Origin of the sequence: Halomonas sp. AOP7-E1-9 (genome assembly GCF_052376035.1) — a bacterium.
Classification (GTDB): domain Bacteria; phylum Pseudomonadota; class Gammaproteobacteria; order Pseudomonadales; family Halomonadaceae; genus Vreelandella; species Vreelandella citrativorans.
The window spans coordinates 1-19,803 of the sequence record NZ_JBQSVC010000006.1; the positions used below are offsets into that span (position 1 = coordinate 1).

Genomic DNA, 19,803 nt, shown 5'->3' on the forward strand with positions numbered 1-19,803 from the left:
TTACTCACATCGCTTCGTCAGCGCGTCATTGAATTTTAAAAATAAATGCATCAAAAAAAGCCACCTGTAACAGATGGCCTTTACGGGGTTCTTTGTACAATGTAGGAGCCGTTAAGGTTGCAGGCGTATAAACTACTCGCTTCCTTTCGGGTCGGCTTTATCAGACTGCTGATCGATATTGTCTTTATGAGCGCGCTTTTCTTTAACGACTTGAGTGCCTGGAATGGGCGCTGCTTTGCCTGACGTGTTGTGGCCAGGCTCTGAGCGAGCGTCTGGGTTCTTCTGGTTATCAACGTTTTCATCTGGCCGATAAGGGTGCGCCTCATCATGGTGAGACGCTTTTTGGGCAGCATCACCGCCACGAGGAGTATCTTTGTTGACGACTTCTTTGGCTTTTTGAGCTTCTTCACTCTTGTTACGCTGTTTATCCTGTCCATGGTTCATGACGTACTCCTTTGTATTCTGAAACTTCGCTTTGAAAAAGCCAACGTGGCTCTTTCTGCTTACAGCGTAGAACAGCCCTCTGAAACCTGCAGGCCCAAAAAAGTACGGTTAGATGCTTTGCCACCCTACTACGCAGATACTAAAGTCACCCAAACATGCTCATAAGTGATAGATAGCGCGACGCCCATCAACAGCACCGCCATTATCTGATTAAAGCGTTTAAAGAAGGCGGGGTTGTCAATTCGGTTACCGACCAGGCTGCCTATCCACATGTAGCTTCCGGGGGCGCCTGCGGCCAGTAGCGCTAATCCCATCGACCAAATCACCAGGCCAGGCCCTTGAATACCCGCCGCGGGAAACTGCAGTGTGGCGATGGGGAGTGTCGCCACAATTCCTTTGGGGTTCAGCAATTGCAGAATGAGGCCGTCACGATAGCGAAGGGTGAGTGGCGAGCTGGATACGGCATTAACGTCAATGCGCGCTCTCGCAATGTGTATGGCAAGGTAAATAATATAACCACAGCCGAAAACGCTAACCGCGATGAGTAGGCGCCCATCAATCCACGCAGCACCCGCCCAGCCGAAGAGTAAAAACAGTAATAGCATCGCCGTGCCCACGCCCAGGCAGAAACCCAGCGACGTTTTTGCCTGCCCATTAACGCCTGTATTTAACCCCATCAGGTTCACAGGCCCAGGCGAATACATGATGCCCACGGCATAAGCGATAATAGCTAACATAAAAGCTCTCTGGTTAGTCGTTAAGGTGGTGCTGGTATTGGTGGGGAGTAAGGCCATAAATACGCTTAAAGCGACGGTTAAAATGGCTAAGGTCGGTAAAGCCGTAGCGAAACGTCACCTCGCTAAGCGGTGCGCCTTTTTCAAGTGCGCTGCACGCCGCATTAACCCGGCAGTTGATGACGTACTGATAGGGCGTGATGCCCAACTGCTGACGAAACAGCCGCAAGAAATGAAACTTGGAAAGGTGCGCCGCTTGGCTAATCGCTTCAAGCGAGAGGTCGGTGTCCAGGTGCGCGTGGATATACTCTTTGGCCAATCCGAGAAGTGCATCGGGCCTGCTAGAGGTATGCCCAGGCTGGTAAGCACCGCCTAGTTGGGTGATTCGTTCAACAACGTGATAGAGCGCGTTTTCCTGGTCGATCTGGCTGCCGGTTGATGTGGTAATCAATCGGGCAACGTTGGTTATCCGCTCGCGTAGTGCCATGTCTTGCACCAGCGTACTGTCGAATCGAAAGTGGGATGCTGTTTCCTGCCCTAGGGCGTCGTCAAATAGGGCCTTAACTTGAGTGGGGTGAACGTACAGCATGACGTAGTCGAGCGTGCGGTCGCCGCCTGGTTGGCCGTCGTGAACGTCATCTGGGTTAAAGATAATTACATTACCCGGTGGGCTACGGTGATATTGCCCACCGCTGAAAAAGTCCTGACGACCTGACAGCGTCACCCCAAAGGCGTACTCCTCATGCGCATGCGGGTCATAGCGAAAATCGAACATCGCTGCCTGTAGCGTTTTCAGCGTGGGGATGTGCTGGCTTTTAGTGAACTGAAAGCGGCTTGCCGATTTTCCCATTGCTAAGCCTCCGTCTATCCAAATGTCATTGCGCTAGTTTAACGCTCACGTGTTAGCGCAGCTTGTACAAAATTGCGCTTTATAAGTGTCGGTTACTCCTTTTGAACGGTTGAATCTTGTTAATTAATAATAAAGTCAGCAGAGCCTTTGTTTTGACTTGAGCAGTGGGTGCTACGCTTGGTCGGTAAACGTTAAATCCAGCACTGCTCAAGACAGGGAGGTTACGGTGAAACCAATCAACGCGTTTGATCCTTCACGCCGTCAGGTTGTCGGTGGGTTAGCGACCGGCATGGCGGCTGCTATTGCCGCCCCCGCGTTTGCTCAACCATCCACTTCCCAGCCTGCCGCCAGTAATGGCGCGTCGGGTGCAAGCGCTAAAGGAGGCTCCATGCCACACAAACAGGACCCGACCAGCCAATATCCCGCACCGCCGTTTTCTGAACAGCCGCAGGAGTGGCCGGGGCTTGCCAGCAAGATGGACCCTCGGCCTGACCACGGTGAAGAGAGCTACCGAGGTAGCGGCCGTTTGCAAGGCCGAAAAGCCCTGATTACTGGTGGCGACTCCGGTATTGGTCGGGCAGCCGCCATTGCCTATGCTCGTGAGGGTGCTGATGTAGCGATCAACTATCTGCCTGAAGAAGAGTCCGATGCGCGGGAAGTGATTGAGTTAATCGAAGCCGAAGGACGCACCGCTGTAGCGATTCCTGGCGATATTCGTAATGAAGCGTTTTGCAGTGAACTGGTCGAAACGGCCGTGCAGCAGTTGGGTGGGTTGGATATCCTGGTCAATAACGCCGCCCGTCAGCAGTGGAAGCCGTCGCTTACCGACCTTAGCCACGACGATTTTGACGCCACTATGAAAACCAACCTGTACGCTATGTATTGGATTACCCAGGCGGCGATGCCGCATCTGGAAGCGGGGGCGTCGATTATCAATACCACCTCGGTGGTGGCTTACGATCCGCCTAAAATCCTGTTGGATTACTCAATGACCAAAGCGGCAATCGTGGCATTTACCAAGGCGCTGGCCAAGCAACTTGCCGAGCAGGGCATTCGTGTTAATGGCGTTGCCCCCGGCCCGTTTTGGACACCACTTCAGCCCAGCGGTGGTCAACCGCAAGAGGCCGTACAAAGCTTTGGTGACGACGGGCCACTGGGTCGCCCAGGCCAGCCGGTAGAGCTTGCCGGTGCCTACGTGCTCTTGGCCTCGCAAGAATCCAGCTTCACCACCGGCAACATTTATGGCGCTGGCGGTGGCAATGGTCATCCTTGATCAGGTTTAATCATTCCCGGCCCAGCGGCATGTATAACGCTGGGCCGGGCTTCTTTCAATCCTCCCGCCTGCTCATTCTCGTCCCGCTACCCTCATGCCGTGTTGTCTGGTAATTTCAGACTTATCTACTAAGCCTTCGTTAAAAGGATAGCTTCCCATGTTTACCGGCTTGAGTGCATTTCCATTAACGCCCATGCACGAGCAGGGGATTCGTGAAAACGAGTTTTCCCGTTTAGTGGAACGTTTGGCCGAGGCGCGGGTGGACTCTATCGGCGTGCTGGGGTCAACCGGAAGCTATGCGTATCTCAGCCGAGAGGAGCGGGCGCGCATTACTCAACTGGCGGTAGAAAGCGCAGGCGATGTACCGGTGATTATCGGTATTGGCGCATTGCGCACACGGGACGTGTTGGTGCTTGCCGAAGATGCTCAGAAAGTGGGCGCTAGCGGCGTATTGCTGGCGCCGGTTTCTTATCAAACGCTGACCAATGACGAAGTGTTTAGCCACTATGAAGCGGTCTGCCGTTCATTAAGCGTACCGCTGTGTGTTTACGATAATCCGGGCACAACGCACTTTACGTTCAGCGATGAGCTGCATGGACGTATTGCCCAGTTGCCTCAGGTCCGCTCGATCAAGATTCCACCGGTCAGCATGAATCTCAACGCTGCTCGTGAGCGGGTTGATCGCCTGCGTGCTTTGATTCCGGAGGATGTCACTTTGGGGATAAGTGGCGACGTCGTCGCGGCCACTGGCCTGATCGTGGGGTGCGATAGTTGGTATTCCGTGCTGGGCGGGTTATTTCCTGAAACGGCGCTGGCGATAACGCGAGCCGCCCAGGCGGATGATTTTAAAACAGCGCAGCGCCTTTCTGATCAGCTAGAACCTTTCTGGGCGCTGTACCGTGAATACGGAGGAAGCTTACGGGTTATCGCCACCGCCGCCGAGATCCTTGGCAAGGTCAGCACGCCTTGCTTGCCGCTGCCGCTAAACACGTTCCAGGGCAGCCAGCGCGCAAGAGTCGAGCAGGTGATTGAAGAGCTCGATCTACGTTAGGCGAAAGCATCAAAACGCCCGGTAAACGCTGGGCAAATGTGTATTGAGTACATTACTCGATAAGCTCAATCAGCCGATCCGGGTAGTCGGTAAACAAGCCGTTCACGCCCCAGTCGATGAGCTTCTGCATATGATCGGTATCGTTCACTGTGTAGATGTGTACCGCCAAGCCGTTATCTTGAGCCTGGCGAATGAACGCTTCGTCGATCACCTGCTCGCCTTCATAACGGTAATTCGACCCTAAGCCTACTGCGTAATCGGCCACGGTTTGAAAGTGCTCGTCGGTGATGTCCTGCGCTCCAGGCGTGGTACCTCTCCACTCCACCAGACGTTCACTGTCCTCTGTGCTGGGGGAGTACCATACCAACTGAATCAGTGGGATATCGTCGTTCAGTTCGTGAATCTTGAGCAGGCTCTCCTGCTCAAACGACTGGATCAACACGCGTCCGGTGTTGATCATATCAAACGCTTCCAGGCGCTTAACAAGCGCGGCATCCCGATGAATGCACTGCTGCTCAGCATGATCGGTGGCTTCGGCGCGCTGTTTTCAAGCGTCTACGCACCGGAAACGGTCTACCTGGTACTGGTCTCGATTTCTGGCTTGGCCGTGGTAGTGGTGTGGATGGCGATTGCGCTCAGTCAGCTCAACTTCCGCCGCCACTATCTGCGCGAAGGCGGGCGGCTTGAAGACCTGGTCTACCGCACGCCGTTCTACCCTTGGGTACCGCTGATCGCGTTTGCGGCTTGTCTGGCGGCGTGCATCGGCATTGCGTTTGATCCGCAGCAGCGCGTGGCGCTCTACTTCGGGGTGCCGTTCATTGGCCTGTGTTACCTGGCGCATTTTCTGCACCATCGTAAGGCCGTTCAATCCCCTGTTCACCTGGATACCGCCGCTGAGGAGAAAAGAGTATGAGTGAAACAAATCCGATCAAGGCCCTGCTGGCGGACGCACCCTTTATGGTGATTGACGGGGCACTTGCTACTGAGCTGGAAGCGTTGGGCTGCGATCTCAACGATAGCCTGTGGTCGGCGCGCCTGCTGGCCCAAGCGCCGGAGAAGATTCGCCAGGTGCATCAGGCGTATTTCGAAGCCGGTGCCGACTGCGCCATTACCGCCAGCTACCAGGCCACGGTGCCCGGTTTTATGCAGGCGGGAATGACCGCCCAGCAGGCGCGGGAGCTGATTCAGCGGTCTGTCACGTTGGCGCAGCAGGCTCGCGATGCTGTGTGGCAGACGGGGCAAACCGACCGCCCCAAACCGCTAGTGGCCGCATCCGTTGGCCCCTATGGCGCTTATCTAGCAGATGGCAGCGAGTACCGCGGCGGCTATGACCTGGATCGTGCCGGGCTGGTTGAGTTTCATCGCGAGCGTTTCGAGCTACTGCTGGCCTCGGGCGCTGATCTGCTGGCAGCAGAAACCTTGCCCTCACTAGAGGAGGCGCTGGCAATCACTGATCTGTTGGCTGAACACCCCGGCGCCCAAGCCTGGATTACCTTCTCGGCCAAGGATGGTGAACATATCAGCGATGGAACACCCATTGAGGCGTGTGCCGCAGCGCTGGCCAACTGCCCTGGCGTGGCAGCTATCGGCGTAAACTGCACCGCGCTTGCGCATGTCGAGTCATTGGTCGCGGCGATCAAGCGCCAGTGCGACCTGCCTGTGTTGGTGTACCCCAACTCGGGCGAGCTGTATAACGCGGTGACCAAAACCTGGCACCCGGCACCTTGTGATCATACCGCCACAGGTCCTTCTGGCTTGGTTCAAGGGGGGGAGCAGTGGTTGGCAGCAGGGGCTGCGGGTATCGGTGGCTGCTGCCGTACAACACCTGATGATATTCGGGCACTGGCCCAGTGGCGGCAGTCGCTTTAGTTGGCCAGGGGGCTGGGCTTTTCCCGCGTTAAGAGCTTGAAGCGCCCAACTCCCGCTTAAGCCACTCGGCCAACTGCTCACTACGCTGGCGGTTGTGGTGGCGGGGTAGCCACAGGCAGAGCTTGGCGGGGGTTTTGATAAATCCCCAGGGAGCGGTGAGTCGTCCGCTTTTCAGGTCATCTTCGACCAGCAGTTTTGGCGCAATGGCCACGCCTAAGCTCGCCACGGCGGCTTCGATTAAATAGTAGAGATGATCAAACCCCTGGCCTTGGCGTAAGGCCTCTTCAAGGTGCGCAAGCTCAAGCCCCTGGGCGCTGCCCCACTGCGGCCAGGCTTGGGGGCGTGAGGCGGTGTGTAAAAGCTTGCCGGAAAAAAGTGTATCCGGCTGTGCTGGATCGAGCGTTGCTTCCAAACGGGGACTTGCCACGGCGCAAATCTGCTCGGCCATCAGTTCTACGACATCTACCTCGGCGGGCCAGGGCGGCTCGGAAAAGGTCAGGGTGGCGCTGATATTATCCTGCTTGGCGGGCAGTTCACTTTCGCTCACTACGACCTGCAATTTGAGCTGGGGCAGGTCGCGTTGAAGACGGTCCAGCCTGGGAATCAACCAGCGCGCCAGCAGGCTGCCGGGGCAGGCGAGGGTAAAGGGCGCTTCTTCTACATCACGCTTGAGATCCGCGCAACTATCGCGCAAGCGGGTAAACGCCTCGCCAATGCCATGATAAAGCCGTTCACCGTGGTGAGTTAGCTCAATGCCACGGCCCGCTTTGGCAAACAGCGCCACGCCGAAATGCTCATCCAGGCTACGCAGCTGGCGGCTAACGGCGCCGTGGGTCACGCTTAGCTCATCGGCTGCGGCCGTCACGCTGCCCAGCCGGGCGGTGGCCTCAAAGGCGCGCAGGGCGCTTAAGGGGGGCATGCTCTGTTGCATTGAATATTGACTCCAGCTCACATATTGATGACATCTTATCGATTTTTATCCCCGCCTGCTTGCGCTACTTTCAATGCAACTGTTACTCCGCTTTGAGAGGTCATCATGAACCAACCTGCGATCCAGCCTGATATTAACGGCCTGTTTGGCCAATTCGGCGGCCGCTTTGTTGCCGAAACGCTAATGCCGCTGATTCTTGAGCTGCAAGCCGAATACGACGCTGCTAAAGACGACCCCGAATTCCAGCGCCAGCTCGCCTACTTTCAAAGCGACTACGTAGGGCGCCCCAACCCGCTCTATTTTGCCGAGCGGCTGACCGAGCACTTTGGCGGCGCAAAGATTTATCTTAAGCGTGAAGAGCTAAACCATACCGGCGCGCACAAGATTAATAACTGCATCGGCCAGGTGCTGCTGGCCAAGCGCATGGGCAAAAAGCGCATCATCGCTGAAACCGGCGCCGGTATGCACGGCGTAGCCACCGCTACGGTAGCGGCGCGGTTTGGTTTGCCCTGTGTGATCTACATGGGCTCTACGGATATCGAACGCCAGCAGCCCAACGTATTTCGCATGAAGCTGCTGGGCGCAGAAGTGATCCCGGTCACTTCCGGCACCGGTACGTTGAAAGATGCTATGAACGAAGCGCTGCGCGACTGGGTCACCAACGTGGATGACACTTTCTATATCATTGGCACTGTGGCCGGGCCGCACCCGTACCCTGCCATGGTGCGCGACTTCCAAGCGGTGATTGGCCACGAAACCCGCGCGCAAATGCAGGAAAAAGAGGGCCGCCTGCCGGATTCTCTGGTGGCCTGTATTGGCGGCGGCTCCAACGCCATGGGGCTGTTCCACCCGTTCCTGAACGATGCATCGGTCGAGATGATTGGCGTTGAAGCGGGCGGCAAGGGCGTTGAGAGCGGCCAGCATGCGGCAAGCCTCAACGGCGGCGCGCCGGGCGTACTTCACGGCAACCGCACTTACCTGCTGCAGGATGAGGACGGCCAGATTATCGATGCCCATTCGATTTCGGCCGGCCTGGATTACCCCGGCATCGGCCCAGAACACGCGTGGTTGCACGAGCAGGGTCGCGTTGAGTACGTGTCGGCTACCGACGATGAAGCGCTTGAAGCCTTCCAAACCTGCTGCCGTCTGGAAGGGATTATCCCCGCCCTTGAAACCGCCCACGCATTGGCCGAAGTCGCCAAGCGGGCGCCGAATCTACCCAGCGACCACTTGATGGTGGTTAACCTGAGCGGGCGTGGCGATAAAGACATGATGAGCGTGGCCCACTACCTGGGAGAAAAATTCAAATGAGCGCATCTGTTCAAAAGAGCGAATCTATTCACCAGAGCGCACATAAGGAGACTGTTATGAATCCCAACTCGCGTCTTGCAGCACGCTTTGCCGCGCTCAAAACCGAAAACCGCCCGGCGCTGGTGAGCTATGTCACTGCGGGCGACCCGGACATGGCGACATCGCAACGCATTCTTGAGGGCCTGCCCGATGCAGGTGTGGACGTGATCGAGCTGGGCATGCCATTCAGCGACCCCATGGCCGATGGCCCCGCGATCCAAAAAGCCGCGCTGCGCGCCCTTAAAGCAGGCCAGACCCAAGCTAAAACACTGGAGATGGTGCGTACCTTTCGCGAAAAAGACACCACCACGCCCATCGTGCTGATGGGTTACTACAACCCCATTTACCGATATGGCGTAGAGCGCTTTTTAACCGACGCTGCCCGCGCTGGGGTGGATGGCCTGATTGTGGTCGACCTGCCTCCCGAGCATGACGACGAGCTTTGCCAGCCCGCCGCCCAGCACGGCATCGACTTTATCCGTCTGGCCACGCCCACCACGGACACCAAGCGCCTGCCCAAGGTGCTGGGCAACGCCTCCGGGTTTGTCTATTACGTCTCGGTGGCCGGCGTCACCGGTGGCAGTGCACCCACGCCCGAAAAACTCGAGCGCTCGGTGAGCCAGCTACGCGAACACACCGAACTTCCCATCGCGGTTGGCTTTGGTATTCGCACCCCGGAACAGGCCGCCATTATTGGCCGGTTCAGCGATGCGGTAGTGGTTGGCTCCGCGCTGGTGGACTGCATCGAACACGCCGCAACGCCTGATGAAGCCGTCAAAGGGGTGCATGATCTTGCCCGCGCACTGGCTGAAAGCGTTAGGGAGTGCCGCGAGCTGGGCGAGCCGCAAGTCAGTTAAAACAAGCTAATTAAAACCAGGTTGTTTAAACCAGGTCATTAAGAAACGGTTAAACGATGCCGCCATTGGCACGCAGGGTTTGGCCGTTAATCCAGCCGCCTTCAGGCGAGGCGAGAAAAGCCACGACGCTTGCGATATCGTCCGGTTGGCCAAGTCGCTCCAGTGGCGGCATCTTGGCCATCCGCTCGACCAGTTCGTCAGATTTACCCTCAAGAAACAGATCTGTCGCGGTAGGGCCTGGTGCCACGGCATTGACGGTGATCGAGCGGCCACGCAGCTCTTTGGCAAGAATCGCGGTTAAGGTCTCAATGGCGGCTTTGGTGGCGGCGTAGACCGAATAGGTTTCAAGTTTCAACCCGACAACGCTGGTCGATAGGTTGATGATCCGGCCACCGTCGCTCAGGCGGTTGGCCGCTTCGCGCATGGTATTGATCGAGCCTTTTAGATTGATATCAATCTGAGCATCCACCGCGTTCTCCTCCATCTGCGCAAGCGGGGCAAGTTTCATGATGCCTGCGTTATTGACCAGCACATCAATGTGCCCCCACTGCGTTTCAAGAGTGTCAAAAAGCTGACGCACCGCTTGGGCATCGGCTATATCAGCTTGAATAGCCTGCGCTTTACCACCCGCCGACTCAATCTCTTGAACCACGTGGTCAGCGGCTTCTGCATTGCCTGCGTAGTTGACGACCACCGTAAAGCCATCGCGCGCCAGCTGTTTGGAAATAGCCGCCCCAATCCCCCGGGAACCACCCGTTACAAGCGCAATTTTCTGTTCTGCCATCGTTTTTCTCCTTCTGCGTAGGGAGTCGGTGAATACCTGACGTATGCAGCATAAAAGACAAAGCGTGCTCTATAATCAGGCTTAACCTGTCATCACTATTCGGAAAGCGTGAACAATGGACCGACTTGATACGATGCACGCGTTTACGCGTATCGTCGAAAGGCGAAGCTTTACTCACGCCGCGCAAGACCTGAGTATTTCCCGCTCAACGCTGACCGAGGCCATCAAAACATTGGAGGCACGCCTTGGCGTAAGGCTGTTGCAACGTACCACGCGCTCGGTGCACCCAACGCGGGATGGCGACGCTTACTATCACCGCTGTTTGAGTATTTTGGCCCAGGTTGAGGACGCGGAAGGCGCGCTAATGAATGCCAAGCCCAAAGGCGTGCTGCGGATAGACGTTCACGGCACGCTAGCCCGCCATTTTATATTGCCGAAGCTACCCGCGTTTCTTAACACCTACCCAGGTTTGGAGCTTCACATGAGCGAGGGTGATCGTCTGGTCGATCTAGTAGGCGAGGGCATCGACTGCGCATTGCGCGTCGGTATGCCCCAGGACAGCGATATGCACTCCCGGCGAATCACTACACTTGATGAAGTCACGGTCGCCTCGCCCGAATACCTGGCCAAGTACGGAACGCCGCATTCCGTGGCCGAGCTTGGCGGGCACACGATGGTGGGCTTTCACTCCAGCCGTGCAGGCCAGACGCTGCCTCTTGAGTTCACTAATGGCGGAAAAGTTGAATATGTAACGTTGCCCGCCAGCGTGACCACAAGTGCAGCAGAAAGCTATTACGCGGCCGCACGACTAGGGCTCGGCATCATTCAGGTGCCCCGTTACCATGCAGAAGATGATCTACGAACTGGCCAGTTGATCGAAGTCCTGCCCGCCAACCCGCCCACAGGATCACCCGTTTCCATTCTGTACCCAAGCAACCGTCAGTTATCCTCCCGCGTGCGAGTATTTATCGACTGGGTGGTTAGCGTGTTTGATGAAGGTGATGAGCTTGCCAAACTTGTGGAAGAGCGCCGAGGTGAAAAGGATAAAGCGGTGACGGTGTCGCTGGATAATCTATAAACTATGGGGCTGCCTGAATCTATGGTTGTACCTGTTGGGATAAGCGTTTGCCTAATTGTTTCTGCTTCTTATATCAGGTCGTTTGATAATCCCCGAGTACACGAGCTATCACACCATGCGGATGGAAGGTGATGGCATTGCCATGGTGGCAACTACCCAATTCTTTAACTAAGAGGCCATAATGCGAAAACTCCTTACACTGATAGTAGTGCTGGCGCTGGGCTATGCCGGGGTGTACTTCTATTACGGCCATGCCGTTAAACAGGAAGTCCAGCAACAGCTGGATAACCGTGGCCTTTCTGCGGTCAGCGTCGATAACGTTGAGTACGGTGTGCTGGCGCCCGTTAGCAGCTCTGCAAATCTTACGGTAAGCATTACTTATCGTGGCGCCCAAGCGGAGCTGGACCTAGCCGTAGAAGGCCACCCCGTGTTTTCCGATGAGGTAAGCGTCAGGCTTGATGGCCTGCAAGCGCTGCGGTTGGGCATTGGTTTGGGGATGTAGTAACGCTTCAACGTGACAAGGCGAGAGGGCATCCGTCTAAGCACTTTCGTTACGATCCAGCCTTTCAAAGCGGACCGGTATAGGCGGATTGGCATATCCTGTTTGAATAGCACGTTGTAAACGCATTGGGACGCGTAGCGACATATGCTCTTGGCTATTCACTTGTGAAAGATAAGGGAAACCATGTATCCGGTATCTATAAAAGGGGTATTACTCCTGCCCGCCAACAAGGTCGTACTGGCGCTCAACGACCGCGATGAGTGGGAGCTGCCCGGCGGGCGTATCGAGATAGGTGAAGTATCGTCAGAATGCCTAGAGAGAGTTCGAGGAAGAGCTGGACGTAAAGGTCGTTGGTCAGGAAATTATCGATAGTTACCTGTTTGAGGTCATTCCCCAAAAGCATGTATTCATCGTCACCTACAGCTGCCGTCTTGTGAGCGACTTCAACCCAAAGGTGAGTCACGAACATTCCCGAATTGATACGTTTCCTATTGATGACTTGCCCCATAACTTACCTGCAGGGTATGTGCAGTCGATTCATACATGGTGCGCGCTGCTTGGCGTGCTTTCATCGTCACGTTGAGTCGATAACGTTACCGCTGAGTTGCAACTGAATACCTTTACGCCGTACTGAGAGGTAAACATGCACTACCGCCCCATGACGATTGAAGATTACGACGCCGCCGTGGCGCTATGGCAAAGCACGGAAGGCGTGCGACTGCGTGATGCGGACTCCCGCGAAGGCGTTGCCCGTTATTTGCAGCGTAACCCCGGTTTAAGCTTTGTGGCGGAAGCAGAGGGAAACGTAGTGGGCACGATTATGAGTGGCCATGATAGCCACCGGGGCTTTATTCAACACCTGGCAGTCGCGGCTTCACACCGCAACATGGGTGTCGGCTCACAGCTGGTGGCGCTTTGCCTGGAAGCGCTTAAAAATGAAGGCATCCAAAAATCCCACTTGATGATTCTGGTAGAAAACGAAGCCGGTAAACGCTTCTGGAGCAACCTGGGCTGGGAGTTTCGTACCGATATCGCGCTCTACTCGTTTAGTGGATATTAACGCCTGAGCTTAACCGGCAGTCTTAATCAGCGTGTGTGGAGTTGGGTACATCATAATGCGGGTGGCATGGAGCGATAGGGTGTGCCTTGTTTTAAAGCAACTACTCATTTAATTATCAGATAGACAAGTAAGGCTATACCGACGGGGTGTTAGTGCATGACTACAAAAATATCCGGAAAGAAAAATGCCAGTCAGGCTTACCAGACTGGCACTACCGCCTTGGCGGGATGATGCGTGAAAGCGAGACGCTGAAAGTGGGGATGATCCCACCGAATTACACAAATAAATTACTCGGCACCGATCTCATCAAGCCCGGCACGGGCGCAAGACGCGTCGATATCGCCCGATGGTGCACCACCTACACCAATACCGCCGACCAGCTCACCATTGATTCGTATCGGCAGACCACCTGCCTGAACCACCATCCTGGCATCCATGTTGTGCATCCCATCATTCCCCGGATTGCCACCGATAAATCCGGCCAGGCCAGCCGTGTCACGCCCCATGCTGGCCGAAGTGAAGGCCTTGCCTATGCTACTGTTGATGGTATGCGGCCCAGCATTGTCGGCGCGTAACAGCACTTTCGTTTCACCGCTACGAGCAGCGATAGCAACGCTGACATTGTGGCCTTCGGCAGAGCAGGCATCCAACGCAGTCTGCGCAGCAGCCAGGCTCATGTCGAGCGGTAAATAAGGCGCTGTTGGAAGATCTTGCGCCATAACGGAAACAGGAGCCATCAACACGGCAGCCAAAGTAAGATTACGAATCATTTTACGTCCTCGGTAAAATTAATATTCATATTGATGCTCTTAACCTATAGCAATGTTTAATAAATATTCAAAGTTTAAATTACTTTGTAGTGCTCTCAAGAACACCTATACAGGCCGAACGCGTTAGCGGGCGTGCTGACGCTGAGGGTTTTCGTCGCATGCTATAAGCCCAGCAGCTATTCAGTGACGCTGCTTTTTCAGCCATTACTTTTAAAGGTGCCCCATGGCGTTAAATCCCCACTTCTGGGCAGAAGAACTACCGCTACTGCATGACCATCTTTGGGCGCGCCTGATCCAAGGTGTCAGCGACCGCCACGCACCTGCGCGTTACCTCACCCTGGCCACCGTTAGCGAAAGCGGCCTGCCGCAAGCCCGCACGGTAGTGCTCCGCAGCGCTGATAAGCAGGCGGCAACGCTTGCTGTCTACACCGATATTCACTCAGGAAAGATCAGCGCCCTGCGCGCTAACCCTATGGCCGCGCTGCACGTATGGGATGCTGCTGAGCAGCTGCAAATACGCATGGAAGCCAGCGTCACTGTTCTGATCGGCGAAGCCGTAAGCGAGCAGTGGCATAGCTTGCCGGAGCACGCCCGCAGCGCCTATAGCAGCGGGCCCGCGCCGGGCAAACCGATTGCGGCTTCACTGGATTACACCAAAACGCCGGATGAAAGCGCTTTTGCAGTGTTGTGGATGGACGTTCAAGCGATAGAAGCGCTGCACTTGGGGCAGCATCACCGCCGCGCCGTATTCTCGCGTGGTGATGGTTGGGCGGGGCAGTGGCTGGTGCCGTGATGGCCGCGCAGGCCAACGCCAATGGCTGGCACATTTTGCAGGAGCGGGCTTCAGCCCACGATGGCGTAGACTACTTATTCAAGCCAGCGCTAATCGCCGTTCATATTGTAGGCACGGAAGGCAAAGAGATTCATTAAACAGGGAAGCCATGATGGCTACCGTCCGGCAGCTCAATATCTACACGGACACGACCACCCATCGCTTCAACGTAGCGTTTAAGTGAGCTAAGGCGCATATCCTGGCCCACCTTCTCCAGTCCCGCTACGGTCGGCTGCCTAACACCCATTGCATCTGCAATTTCAGTTTGCGTTTTCTCTGCCAGCAGACGAATTTCGGCTAGCCTGATCTCAAACAGCATATCGCTTGCCTTCGCTTCTGCCGCCGCAACGATCTCTGGCTTTTCTTTTGCCAGTAAGTCTTCAAGCTTGCGTGCCATTGTGACTACCTCACTTTAAGGTTTCCAGATGAGCCGCATACTCTCTGTCGGCAACTGGAATCATTTCATTGTAAAAGCGTTTGTCGTTCCCGCCTTTATCACCAGCGCATAAAACGATACCGGTACGCGTTGGATCAAACGCAAAGAAAGCTCTGATAGGGCGGCCAAAGCTCTGTACGCGCAGCTCTTTCATATTAGGAAACTGAGAGCCGTTTACCGTATCAGCATGCGGGCGCGAGAGCATTGGCCCCCGTTCTCGTAAAAGAAGAAGAGAAGCCAGGACATTCTCCCGGTCAGCTTCCTCAAGCGAGAAAAACCACGTTTCAAAGGTATCTGTCTGTTCTATCGACCACATGCGTACCTCTTCATTTTATAGGTTTTATGCTATATAGCTTTTGGCCTATAATCAAGCGCTCAAAAGGCTGGGTTTATGTTGTATCGCTTGGCAAAATAAACGATAAGCAGAAGCGCGCTTCACTATCCCAGCAGGCGAGGTTATCGGCTGGTCGGATCGAACTGTGATTCGCGCAACGGGTATCCCATGATGATGCGTTTCTGGAAAACCTCGCCCTGACAGACAACCTGCAGGCAACCGAACAAGGTTGGCATTTGGAGCCTCAATCCAGCTGAGCTTCTATCGCGGTCTTGTCGATCACCGACCAGACTTCCTGAATCTTATTATCACGGAAGAGGTAGAACGCATTCTCGCAGAACGTCACTTTTTTGCCGTCCACCGCAAGGCCGAGGAAGCGACCTTTCGGGGTTACATCGAATCGCAGCCTGCACGCAACATGGGGTGAATCAACGGCCAAAAGCTCAATATTGAAGTGAAGATCAGGTATCTGCTCATAATCGGCTTCCAGCATGGCGCGATAACCATCAAGCCCTAGACGCCTGCCGTTGTGGTGGACATTGTCATGCACGAACTGGCCAAGGCTCGCCCAGTCCTGATGATTGAGGCAGGTGATGTAATCACGGTACGCCGCTTCCAAGTCACGTTTGTTCATCCTGGTTCTCCTTTCCTGGGCTGGCGTGAAGGTATTCGCCAAGGGTATACAGGCTCAGTATCATAAGTAGCCTAAACCAAGCCACAGAAGTCATCATTCATGTCGTGCCCACCTTGCCCCCATTGCCAATCTGAATTCGTCTATCAGGATCAAAGCCTGTTCATCTGCCCCGAGTGCGCCCACGAATGGAGCCCTTCTGAGACTGAGGCAGAAGACACCGTGATGGTAAAAGATGCCCACGGCACGCTGTTAGCGGAAGGCGACAAGGTAACGATGGTCAAAGACCTCAAGGTCAAAGGTAGCTCACTGGTACTCAAGGTAGGCACCAAAGCCGTTATCAAGCGGCTCGTGGATAGCAAGGATCACCAACTGGACTGCAAGGTTGATGGCGCAGGCGACATGATGGTAACCGCTCATTTTGTGAAAAAGGCCTGACTAAGAGCCGGAATTCCTCTATCCACATCACGACGCCGTAAGCTGAGGCTCATCCACCACCACTGCGTCACACAATGTTTCAGCAAAGCTTGCCAAAGCAGGCGTCCAAGTTTCCGGTTCGGGGGCGACAAAATAGGTATCGATGTGGGCAATAGAGGCGGGCAGTGCCAGTGTGTGAATCCCGAACCGGTGCTGGTGAGCGTCAACCGTTCCACGCGGTAATACCGTATAGCCCATCCCGGCAGCGACGCAGCCCAGCATCGCATCCAGCGAGCCAAACTCGAATATCCGACCCGCATTGACGCCATAGGAAGCCAGCAATAGCTCGATACGCTGGCGGTAGCTGCACCCTTGGCGAAACGCCATGAAGGCAGACGCCAGCAGCGCTTGTGAAGAGGGCATCGTTGTCATGGGCATTGAGCCCACTAAGACAAGCTCCTCGCTGAACGCTTTAAGCACGTGGTAGTGGCTATGCTCAAGCCGCCCAGCCACGAAGGCACAGTCCACCTGGCCATTTAGCAGCAACTCGACCAGCTCAGCCGTTGGCCCGGTCTTGAGCTGGATATCAACATCAGGCTGCGCTGCGTGATACGCCGCTAGTATTGGGGGAAGGCGTAATGCCGTCGTGGTTTCCATGGCGCCTATCCGTAGCCGCCCACACGCCTTCTCCTGGCCCTTAAACAGCGATACCGCTTCATCATGGGCCGTCAACATGCGCTCAGCGTACTCCGCCAGCGCCAAACCCGCGCTTGTCGGGCGAACACGCCCCGCACGATGAATGAGCTGTACGCCTAACTCCTCCTCAAGTTTCTTGATGTGAGTCGTCACGTTGGATTGCACCGTGTGCAAGCGTTTTGCCGTAGCCACGAAGCTGCCTGTCTCGGCCACCGCCATAAATAGTCGCAATGATTTAAGTTGCATACTCACCTTTCTGCCAAGCCAACGTTATCTCAAAAAAAGATAGTATCTATCAAAACAAATCGTTTCTAGAAATAGTTCCTCGCACGTAGTCTGACTGTGTAGTACCGCGCTGCCCACCTTGCCCGAAAGGTGGCACAAAAAGGACACAACCTGATGAGCCGAACATTTACTTCCCACGATTTGCCCGCCCTGCTGACCGGCATAATGGCGACTCTGGCGGGGATCGGCATTGCTCGCTTTGCCTACACGCCGCTATTACCGGCGATTATTCAGGAAGGCTGGTTTACCGCAAGCCAGGGCGCCTACCTGGGGGCAGCCAACCTGCTGGGCTACTTTATCGGCGCGCTTGTCGCCCACGCCCTGAGTGAGCGTTTTTCTACGCGCAACGTAATGGCGGCAAGCTTCGCAGGTATCGCTTTAAGCTTTGTACTTTGCGCTGGGGAGGGCGGTTTCACCTGGTTCTTCTTTTGGCGCCTGGTGTCGGGCATTGCGGGGGGCATCTTAATGGTGGTTGGCCCTTCGCTGGCGTTGGCGGTCACGCCCGCTGAAAGGAGAACCCGTGTCGGTGCCATGGTGTTTACGGGGATTGGCCTGGGCGCTCTGCTTTCAGCCTTCATCGTGCCGTTGCTGCTTGAATTAAGTCTCGCGTTTACATGGGGCGCGTTGGGGCTGCTCTGCATGATGGCGGGGCTTTTATGCGATCACGGCATCACTCGGCTGGCGTTACCTGCCACGGCCACCTCAACGGCCAATAAATCCAGGGAGTATTCGGGGGTAAAGGTCGTCGTGTGGCTGGTCATTAGTGCGTATGCCCTGGATGCGGTTGGGTTTGTGCCCCATACCGTGTTCTGGGTGGATTATCTCGCCAGGGAAAACGCACTAGGTAACCAGTTGGCTTCATTTCAGTGGGGGATCTTCGGTTTAGGTGCCGTGTGCGGGCCGCTCATGGTCGGCGCCCTGGCGCAGCGAGCAGGTTGGCATTATGGTTTGGCGATTGCTTTTTTAGCGAAGGCTGCCGCTGTTCTGCTGCCGGTGTTCTCGCTAGCGCTGATTAGCCAATCGGTTTCCTCTTTTATGGTAGGAGCGATGATCCCCGGCATTGTCGCACTCACCTCGGGCCGCCTTGCTGAGCTGGTAGGGCCAACCGCGCACAAGAAAATCTGGGGGCAAGCCACTGCCGCTTTTGCTGCTGCCCAGGCAGTGGCTGGCTATGCCATGTCGGCACTCTATGGCGTTTGGGGCACTTACTCTCCGCTGTTCGCCATCAGCGGCCTCATGCTCGTCGCAGGCTTTTTGCTGGTGCTGCTTAGCCGTGGTTTGCAGCAGCGCAACGCGGCGCTTACTGCTCAAAACAGGAGATAATAATGGAACTCTACCTAAACGCTACATCGCCCTATGCGCGCCTGGTGCGCATCGTGCTACTGGAAAAAGGCCTGAGCGATGCCGTCACGCTGAAATGGTGTGACCCCTGGGCCGACGACCCCGCGCTTCTCAAGGCCAATCCTGCCGGGCGTATTCCTGCGCTAGTCACCAAGGAAGGCACCACGCTCAGCGAATCAATGCTGATTGCTGTTTACCTGGATAGCGCTTATCCGGAGAAGCCCGTGTTGCCCGCCGATCACTTAGGCGAGGTGCTGCATCTAGCGGGATTGGGACAAAACCTCATGGAAGCGGCGTTTACAACGGTGATTGCCAGAAAGCATTACGGCAATGAGATTGACGAGAGCGAGTTGGGCCTGCGGCGTTCGCGGGCCATTCAGCGGCTGTTGAAACAGTTGAATAGTGAGCTTGGGGAAAAACAGCAGGCCTCAACCATCAACCTGGGTGAAATCGCTATTGCGGTGGCGCTGGATTACATAGCTTTCAGGCTGCCAGAGGTAAGCTTGAAAGAAGGGTCTTCGCAGCTTCAGGCATGGCATGCAGGAGTGGCTGCACGAGGGAGCTTTCAGCAGACCGCATTCATTTAGTAGAGCCAACGCCTTCGCTGCCTTCAACGCCTCGCTATTGCGGGGCGTTATCGTCATGGAATCTTGTCCCTCATTGATATTCACAACAGCACAGACCTAAGACGTGTTTTCGCATTAGCCAAGGTCAGTGGTGGGGAGGTCATGAATATATGTCTAGAATCAGTGTCATCCTAGTAGCCTAAAGTTTAATGAGTTAAGCATGGGTTTCATCGAACTTAGCTGCTAGTCTGAAATAACTAGAGCGAAAAATCGCCGCAGGGACCACCTAATGCGATATGCCCTACGCATTGAGCTTCACCCCGTCAACCAACGCGTGCAGGCGCATGAGGACGGCAAGCTGCTTACCATCTCAAAAACGACCACCTATTGCCCCTTTAAAGGGCATACGGTGTATTTCTCGCAAGACATTGCCTGAAGCTACGAGCAGCCGATTGAAGGGAGGGAGGTAATAGAGGGTAGGATGACGTTTGGTGGTGAAGGTGCAGAGGTGCAAGTTATTTGATCGGTTCAAGGATGAATCAGTTAGTACTATTGAAATAGCAAAAGCGACGGGTCGTGAATTTTGGATATACAGCTGGGGTGCTGTGGCCTTAATAAAATCAACCTATTAGGTTGACTAGCATGGCACGCAGCTTCAATCAATGTGCTGTCACTTACATTAAGGTTATGCGGCAAGGCATATAACCATTTT

27 protein-coding genes are annotated in these 19,803 nt (G+C 55.3%); 16 read left to right on the plus strand and 11 right to left on the minus strand.

Going from position 1 to position 19,803, the window contains the following annotated elements; translation table 11 throughout:
- Positions 1-132 precede the first annotated feature (132 nt).
- The 3 genes from ACT3R4_RS05135 to ACT3R4_RS05145 form a co-directional block, all read right to left on the minus strand.
- Positions 133-444, minus strand: a complete 312-nt coding sequence (locus ACT3R4_RS05135; protein ID WP_441679655.1) for a hypothetical protein — start codon at positions 442-444, stop codon at positions 133-135.
- A gap of 128 nt (positions 445-572) precedes the next feature.
- Positions 573-1,181, minus strand: a complete 609-nt coding sequence (locus tag ACT3R4_RS05140) for a LysE family translocator (RefSeq protein WP_441679657.1) — start codon at positions 1,179-1,181, stop codon at positions 573-575.
- 13 nt (positions 1,182-1,194) lie between these two features.
- Positions 1,195-2,028 (minus strand): AraC family transcriptional regulator, encoded by an 834-nt coding sequence (locus tag ACT3R4_RS05145; RefSeq protein WP_441679658.1) that lies wholly within the window; start codon positions 2,026-2,028, stop codon positions 1,195-1,197.
- Between the two features lie 226 nt (positions 2,029-2,254).
- Between ACT3R4_RS05145 and ACT3R4_RS05150 the strand changes: the two genes are divergently transcribed.
- Positions 2,255-3,301 carry an SDR family oxidoreductase gene (locus ACT3R4_RS05150; protein WP_441679659.1) on the plus strand — a complete coding sequence of 349 codons (1,047 nt, stop codon included), beginning with the start codon at positions 2,255-2,257 and terminating at the stop codon, positions 3,299-3,301.
- 157 nt (positions 3,302-3,458) lie between these two features.
- The gene (locus ACT3R4_RS05155; protein ID WP_441679661.1) at positions 3,459-4,352 is read left to right on the plus strand and encodes a dihydrodipicolinate synthase family protein; all 894 of its coding nucleotides are present in this window, start codon (positions 3,459-3,461) and stop codon (positions 4,350-4,352) included.
- Between the two features lie 52 nt (positions 4,353-4,404).
- Here ACT3R4_RS05155 and ACT3R4_RS05160 read toward each other — a convergent pair whose 3' ends face one another.
- Positions 4,405-4,812 (minus strand): glycerophosphodiester phosphodiesterase family protein, encoded by a 408-nt coding sequence (locus ACT3R4_RS05160; protein WP_441679663.1) that lies wholly within the window; start codon positions 4,810-4,812, stop codon positions 4,405-4,407.
- A gap of 39 nt (positions 4,813-4,851) precedes the next feature.
- On the opposite strand from ACT3R4_RS05160, the gene ACT3R4_RS05165 reads away from it, so the two are divergent.
- Together ACT3R4_RS05165 and mmuM are read left to right on the plus strand one after the other, a co-directional pair.
- Positions 4,852-5,265, plus strand: coding sequence for an APC family permease (locus tag ACT3R4_RS05165; protein WP_441679665.1), 414 nt, complete (start codon positions 4,852-4,854; stop codon positions 5,263-5,265).
- Positions 5,262-6,221: a homocysteine S-methyltransferase gene (gene mmuM / locus ACT3R4_RS05170; protein WP_441679667.1), complete on the plus strand. Its 960-nt coding sequence runs from the start codon at positions 5,262-5,264 to the stop codon at positions 6,219-6,221. Before ACT3R4_RS05165 ends, mmuM begins: the two co-directional genes overlap by 4 nt.
- Positions 6,222-6,249: 28 nt before the next feature.
- Here the strand turns inward: mmuM and ACT3R4_RS05175 are convergent, their stop codons facing one another.
- The gene (locus tag ACT3R4_RS05175) at positions 6,250-7,152 is read right to left on the minus strand and encodes a LysR family transcriptional regulator (protein WP_441679669.1); all 903 of its coding nucleotides are present in this window, start codon (positions 7,150-7,152) and stop codon (positions 6,250-6,252) included.
- Positions 7,153-7,257: 105 nt separating this feature from the next.
- Between ACT3R4_RS05175 and trpB the strand changes: the two genes are divergently transcribed.
- Positions 7,258-8,463, plus strand: coding sequence for a tryptophan synthase subunit beta (trpB, locus tag ACT3R4_RS05180; RefSeq protein ID WP_441679671.1), 1,206 nt, complete (start codon positions 7,258-7,260; stop codon positions 8,461-8,463).
- Between the two features lie 56 nt (positions 8,464-8,519).
- Positions 8,520-9,359 (plus strand): tryptophan synthase subunit alpha, encoded by an 840-nt coding sequence (trpA, locus tag ACT3R4_RS05185; RefSeq protein ID WP_441679673.1) that lies wholly within the window; start codon positions 8,520-8,522, stop codon positions 9,357-9,359.
- Between the two features lie 49 nt (positions 9,360-9,408).
- On the opposite strand, the gene ACT3R4_RS05190 is transcribed toward trpA, so the two are convergent.
- Positions 9,409-10,143, minus strand: a complete 735-nt coding sequence (locus ACT3R4_RS05190; protein ID WP_441679675.1) for an SDR family oxidoreductase — start codon at positions 10,141-10,143, stop codon at positions 9,409-9,411.
- A gap of 115 nt (positions 10,144-10,258) precedes the next feature.
- On the opposite strand from ACT3R4_RS05190, the gene ACT3R4_RS05195 reads away from it, so the two are divergent.
- The 4 genes from ACT3R4_RS05195 to ACT3R4_RS05210 all read left to right on the plus strand — a co-directional run bounded on the left by ACT3R4_RS05195 (position 10,259) and on the right by ACT3R4_RS05210 (position 12,783).
- Positions 10,259-11,221: a LysR family transcriptional regulator gene (locus tag ACT3R4_RS05195; RefSeq protein ID WP_441679677.1), complete on the plus strand. Its 963-nt coding sequence runs from the start codon at positions 10,259-10,261 to the stop codon at positions 11,219-11,221.
- 181 nt (positions 11,222-11,402) lie between these two features.
- On the plus strand, positions 11,403-11,723 hold the full coding sequence (locus ACT3R4_RS05200; protein ID WP_441679679.1) for a hypothetical protein: 321 nt from the start codon (positions 11,403-11,405) through the stop codon (positions 11,721-11,723).
- Between the two features lie 183 nt (positions 11,724-11,906).
- Positions 11,907-12,095: an NUDIX hydrolase gene (locus ACT3R4_RS05205; protein WP_441679681.1), complete on the plus strand. Its 189-nt coding sequence runs from the start codon at positions 11,907-11,909 to the stop codon at positions 12,093-12,095.
- Positions 12,096-12,366: 271 nt separating this feature from the next.
- Positions 12,367-12,783, plus strand: a complete 417-nt coding sequence (locus ACT3R4_RS05210) for a GNAT family N-acetyltransferase (protein ID WP_441679683.1) — start codon at positions 12,367-12,369, stop codon at positions 12,781-12,783.
- Between the two features lie 287 nt (positions 12,784-13,070).
- Here the strand turns inward: ACT3R4_RS05210 and ACT3R4_RS05215 are convergent, their stop codons facing one another.
- Complete coding sequence (locus tag ACT3R4_RS05215) at positions 13,071-13,553, minus strand: GlcG/HbpS family heme-binding protein (RefSeq protein WP_087111822.1); 483 nt, start codon at positions 13,551-13,553, stop codon at positions 13,071-13,073.
- A 223-nt stretch (positions 13,554-13,776) separates the two neighbouring features.
- Here ACT3R4_RS05215 and ACT3R4_RS05220 point away from each other — a divergent pair, with 223 nt between their 5' ends.
- Together ACT3R4_RS05220 and ACT3R4_RS05225 are read left to right on the plus strand one after the other, a co-directional pair.
- Positions 13,777-14,346 carry a pyridoxamine 5'-phosphate oxidase family protein gene (locus ACT3R4_RS05220; RefSeq protein WP_441679685.1) on the plus strand — a complete coding sequence of 190 codons (570 nt, stop codon included), beginning with the start codon at positions 13,777-13,779 and terminating at the stop codon, positions 14,344-14,346.
- Positions 14,346-14,483: a hypothetical protein gene (locus ACT3R4_RS05225; RefSeq protein ID WP_441679687.1), complete on the plus strand. Its 138-nt coding sequence runs from the start codon at positions 14,346-14,348 to the stop codon at positions 14,481-14,483. Before ACT3R4_RS05220 ends, ACT3R4_RS05225 begins: the two co-directional genes overlap by 1 nt.
- Here the strand turns inward: ACT3R4_RS05225 and ACT3R4_RS05230 are convergent.
- The 3 genes from ACT3R4_RS05230 to ACT3R4_RS05240 form a co-directional block, all read right to left on the minus strand.
- Positions 14,480-14,782: a helix-turn-helix domain-containing protein gene (locus ACT3R4_RS05230; RefSeq protein ID WP_087111826.1), complete on the minus strand. Its 303-nt coding sequence runs from the start codon at positions 14,780-14,782 to the stop codon at positions 14,480-14,482. The genes ACT3R4_RS05225 and ACT3R4_RS05230 overlap by 4 nt on opposite strands.
- 10 nt (positions 14,783-14,792) lie before the next feature.
- Entirely contained in the window at positions 14,793-15,137 is a 345-nt protein-coding gene (locus ACT3R4_RS05235) for a type II toxin-antitoxin system RelE/ParE family toxin (RefSeq protein ID WP_441679689.1), read from the minus strand.
- A 262-nt stretch (positions 15,138-15,399) separates the two neighbouring features.
- On the minus strand, positions 15,400-15,789 hold the full coding sequence (locus ACT3R4_RS05240; protein WP_441679691.1) for an ester cyclase: 390 nt from the start codon (positions 15,787-15,789) through the stop codon (positions 15,400-15,402).
- A gap of 99 nt (positions 15,790-15,888) precedes the next feature.
- Here ACT3R4_RS05240 and ACT3R4_RS05245 point away from each other — a divergent pair, with 99 nt between their 5' ends.
- Complete coding sequence (locus ACT3R4_RS05245) at positions 15,889-16,224, plus strand: zinc ribbon domain-containing protein YjdM (RefSeq protein ID WP_441679693.1); 336 nt, start codon at positions 15,889-15,891, stop codon at positions 16,222-16,224.
- Between the two features lie 27 nt (positions 16,225-16,251).
- Here the strand turns inward: ACT3R4_RS05245 and ACT3R4_RS05250 are convergent, their stop codons facing one another.
- Positions 16,252-17,145 (minus strand): LysR family transcriptional regulator, encoded by an 894-nt coding sequence (locus tag ACT3R4_RS05250; protein ID WP_441679695.1) that lies wholly within the window; start codon positions 17,143-17,145, stop codon positions 16,252-16,254.
- Positions 17,146-17,298: 153 nt separating this feature from the next.
- Here ACT3R4_RS05250 and ACT3R4_RS05255 point away from each other — a divergent pair, with 153 nt between their 5' ends.
- The 3 genes from ACT3R4_RS05255 to ACT3R4_RS05265 all read left to right on the plus strand — a co-directional run bounded on the left by ACT3R4_RS05255 (position 17,299) and on the right by ACT3R4_RS05265 (position 19,527).
- Positions 17,299-18,507: a YbfB/YjiJ family MFS transporter gene (locus tag ACT3R4_RS05255; RefSeq protein WP_441679697.1), complete on the plus strand. Its 1,209-nt coding sequence runs from the start codon at positions 17,299-17,301 to the stop codon at positions 18,505-18,507.
- A 2-nt stretch (positions 18,508-18,509) separates the two neighbouring features.
- A complete protein-coding gene (locus ACT3R4_RS05260) occupies positions 18,510-19,112 on the plus strand; it encodes a glutathione S-transferase family protein (RefSeq protein WP_441679699.1) in 603 nt (200 codons plus the stop codon).
- 268 nt (positions 19,113-19,380) lie between these two features.
- Entirely contained in the window at positions 19,381-19,527 is a 147-nt protein-coding gene (locus tag ACT3R4_RS05265; RefSeq protein ID WP_441679701.1) for a DUF427 domain-containing protein, read from the plus strand.
- The last annotated feature ends 276 nt before the right edge of the window (positions 19,528-19,803 follow it).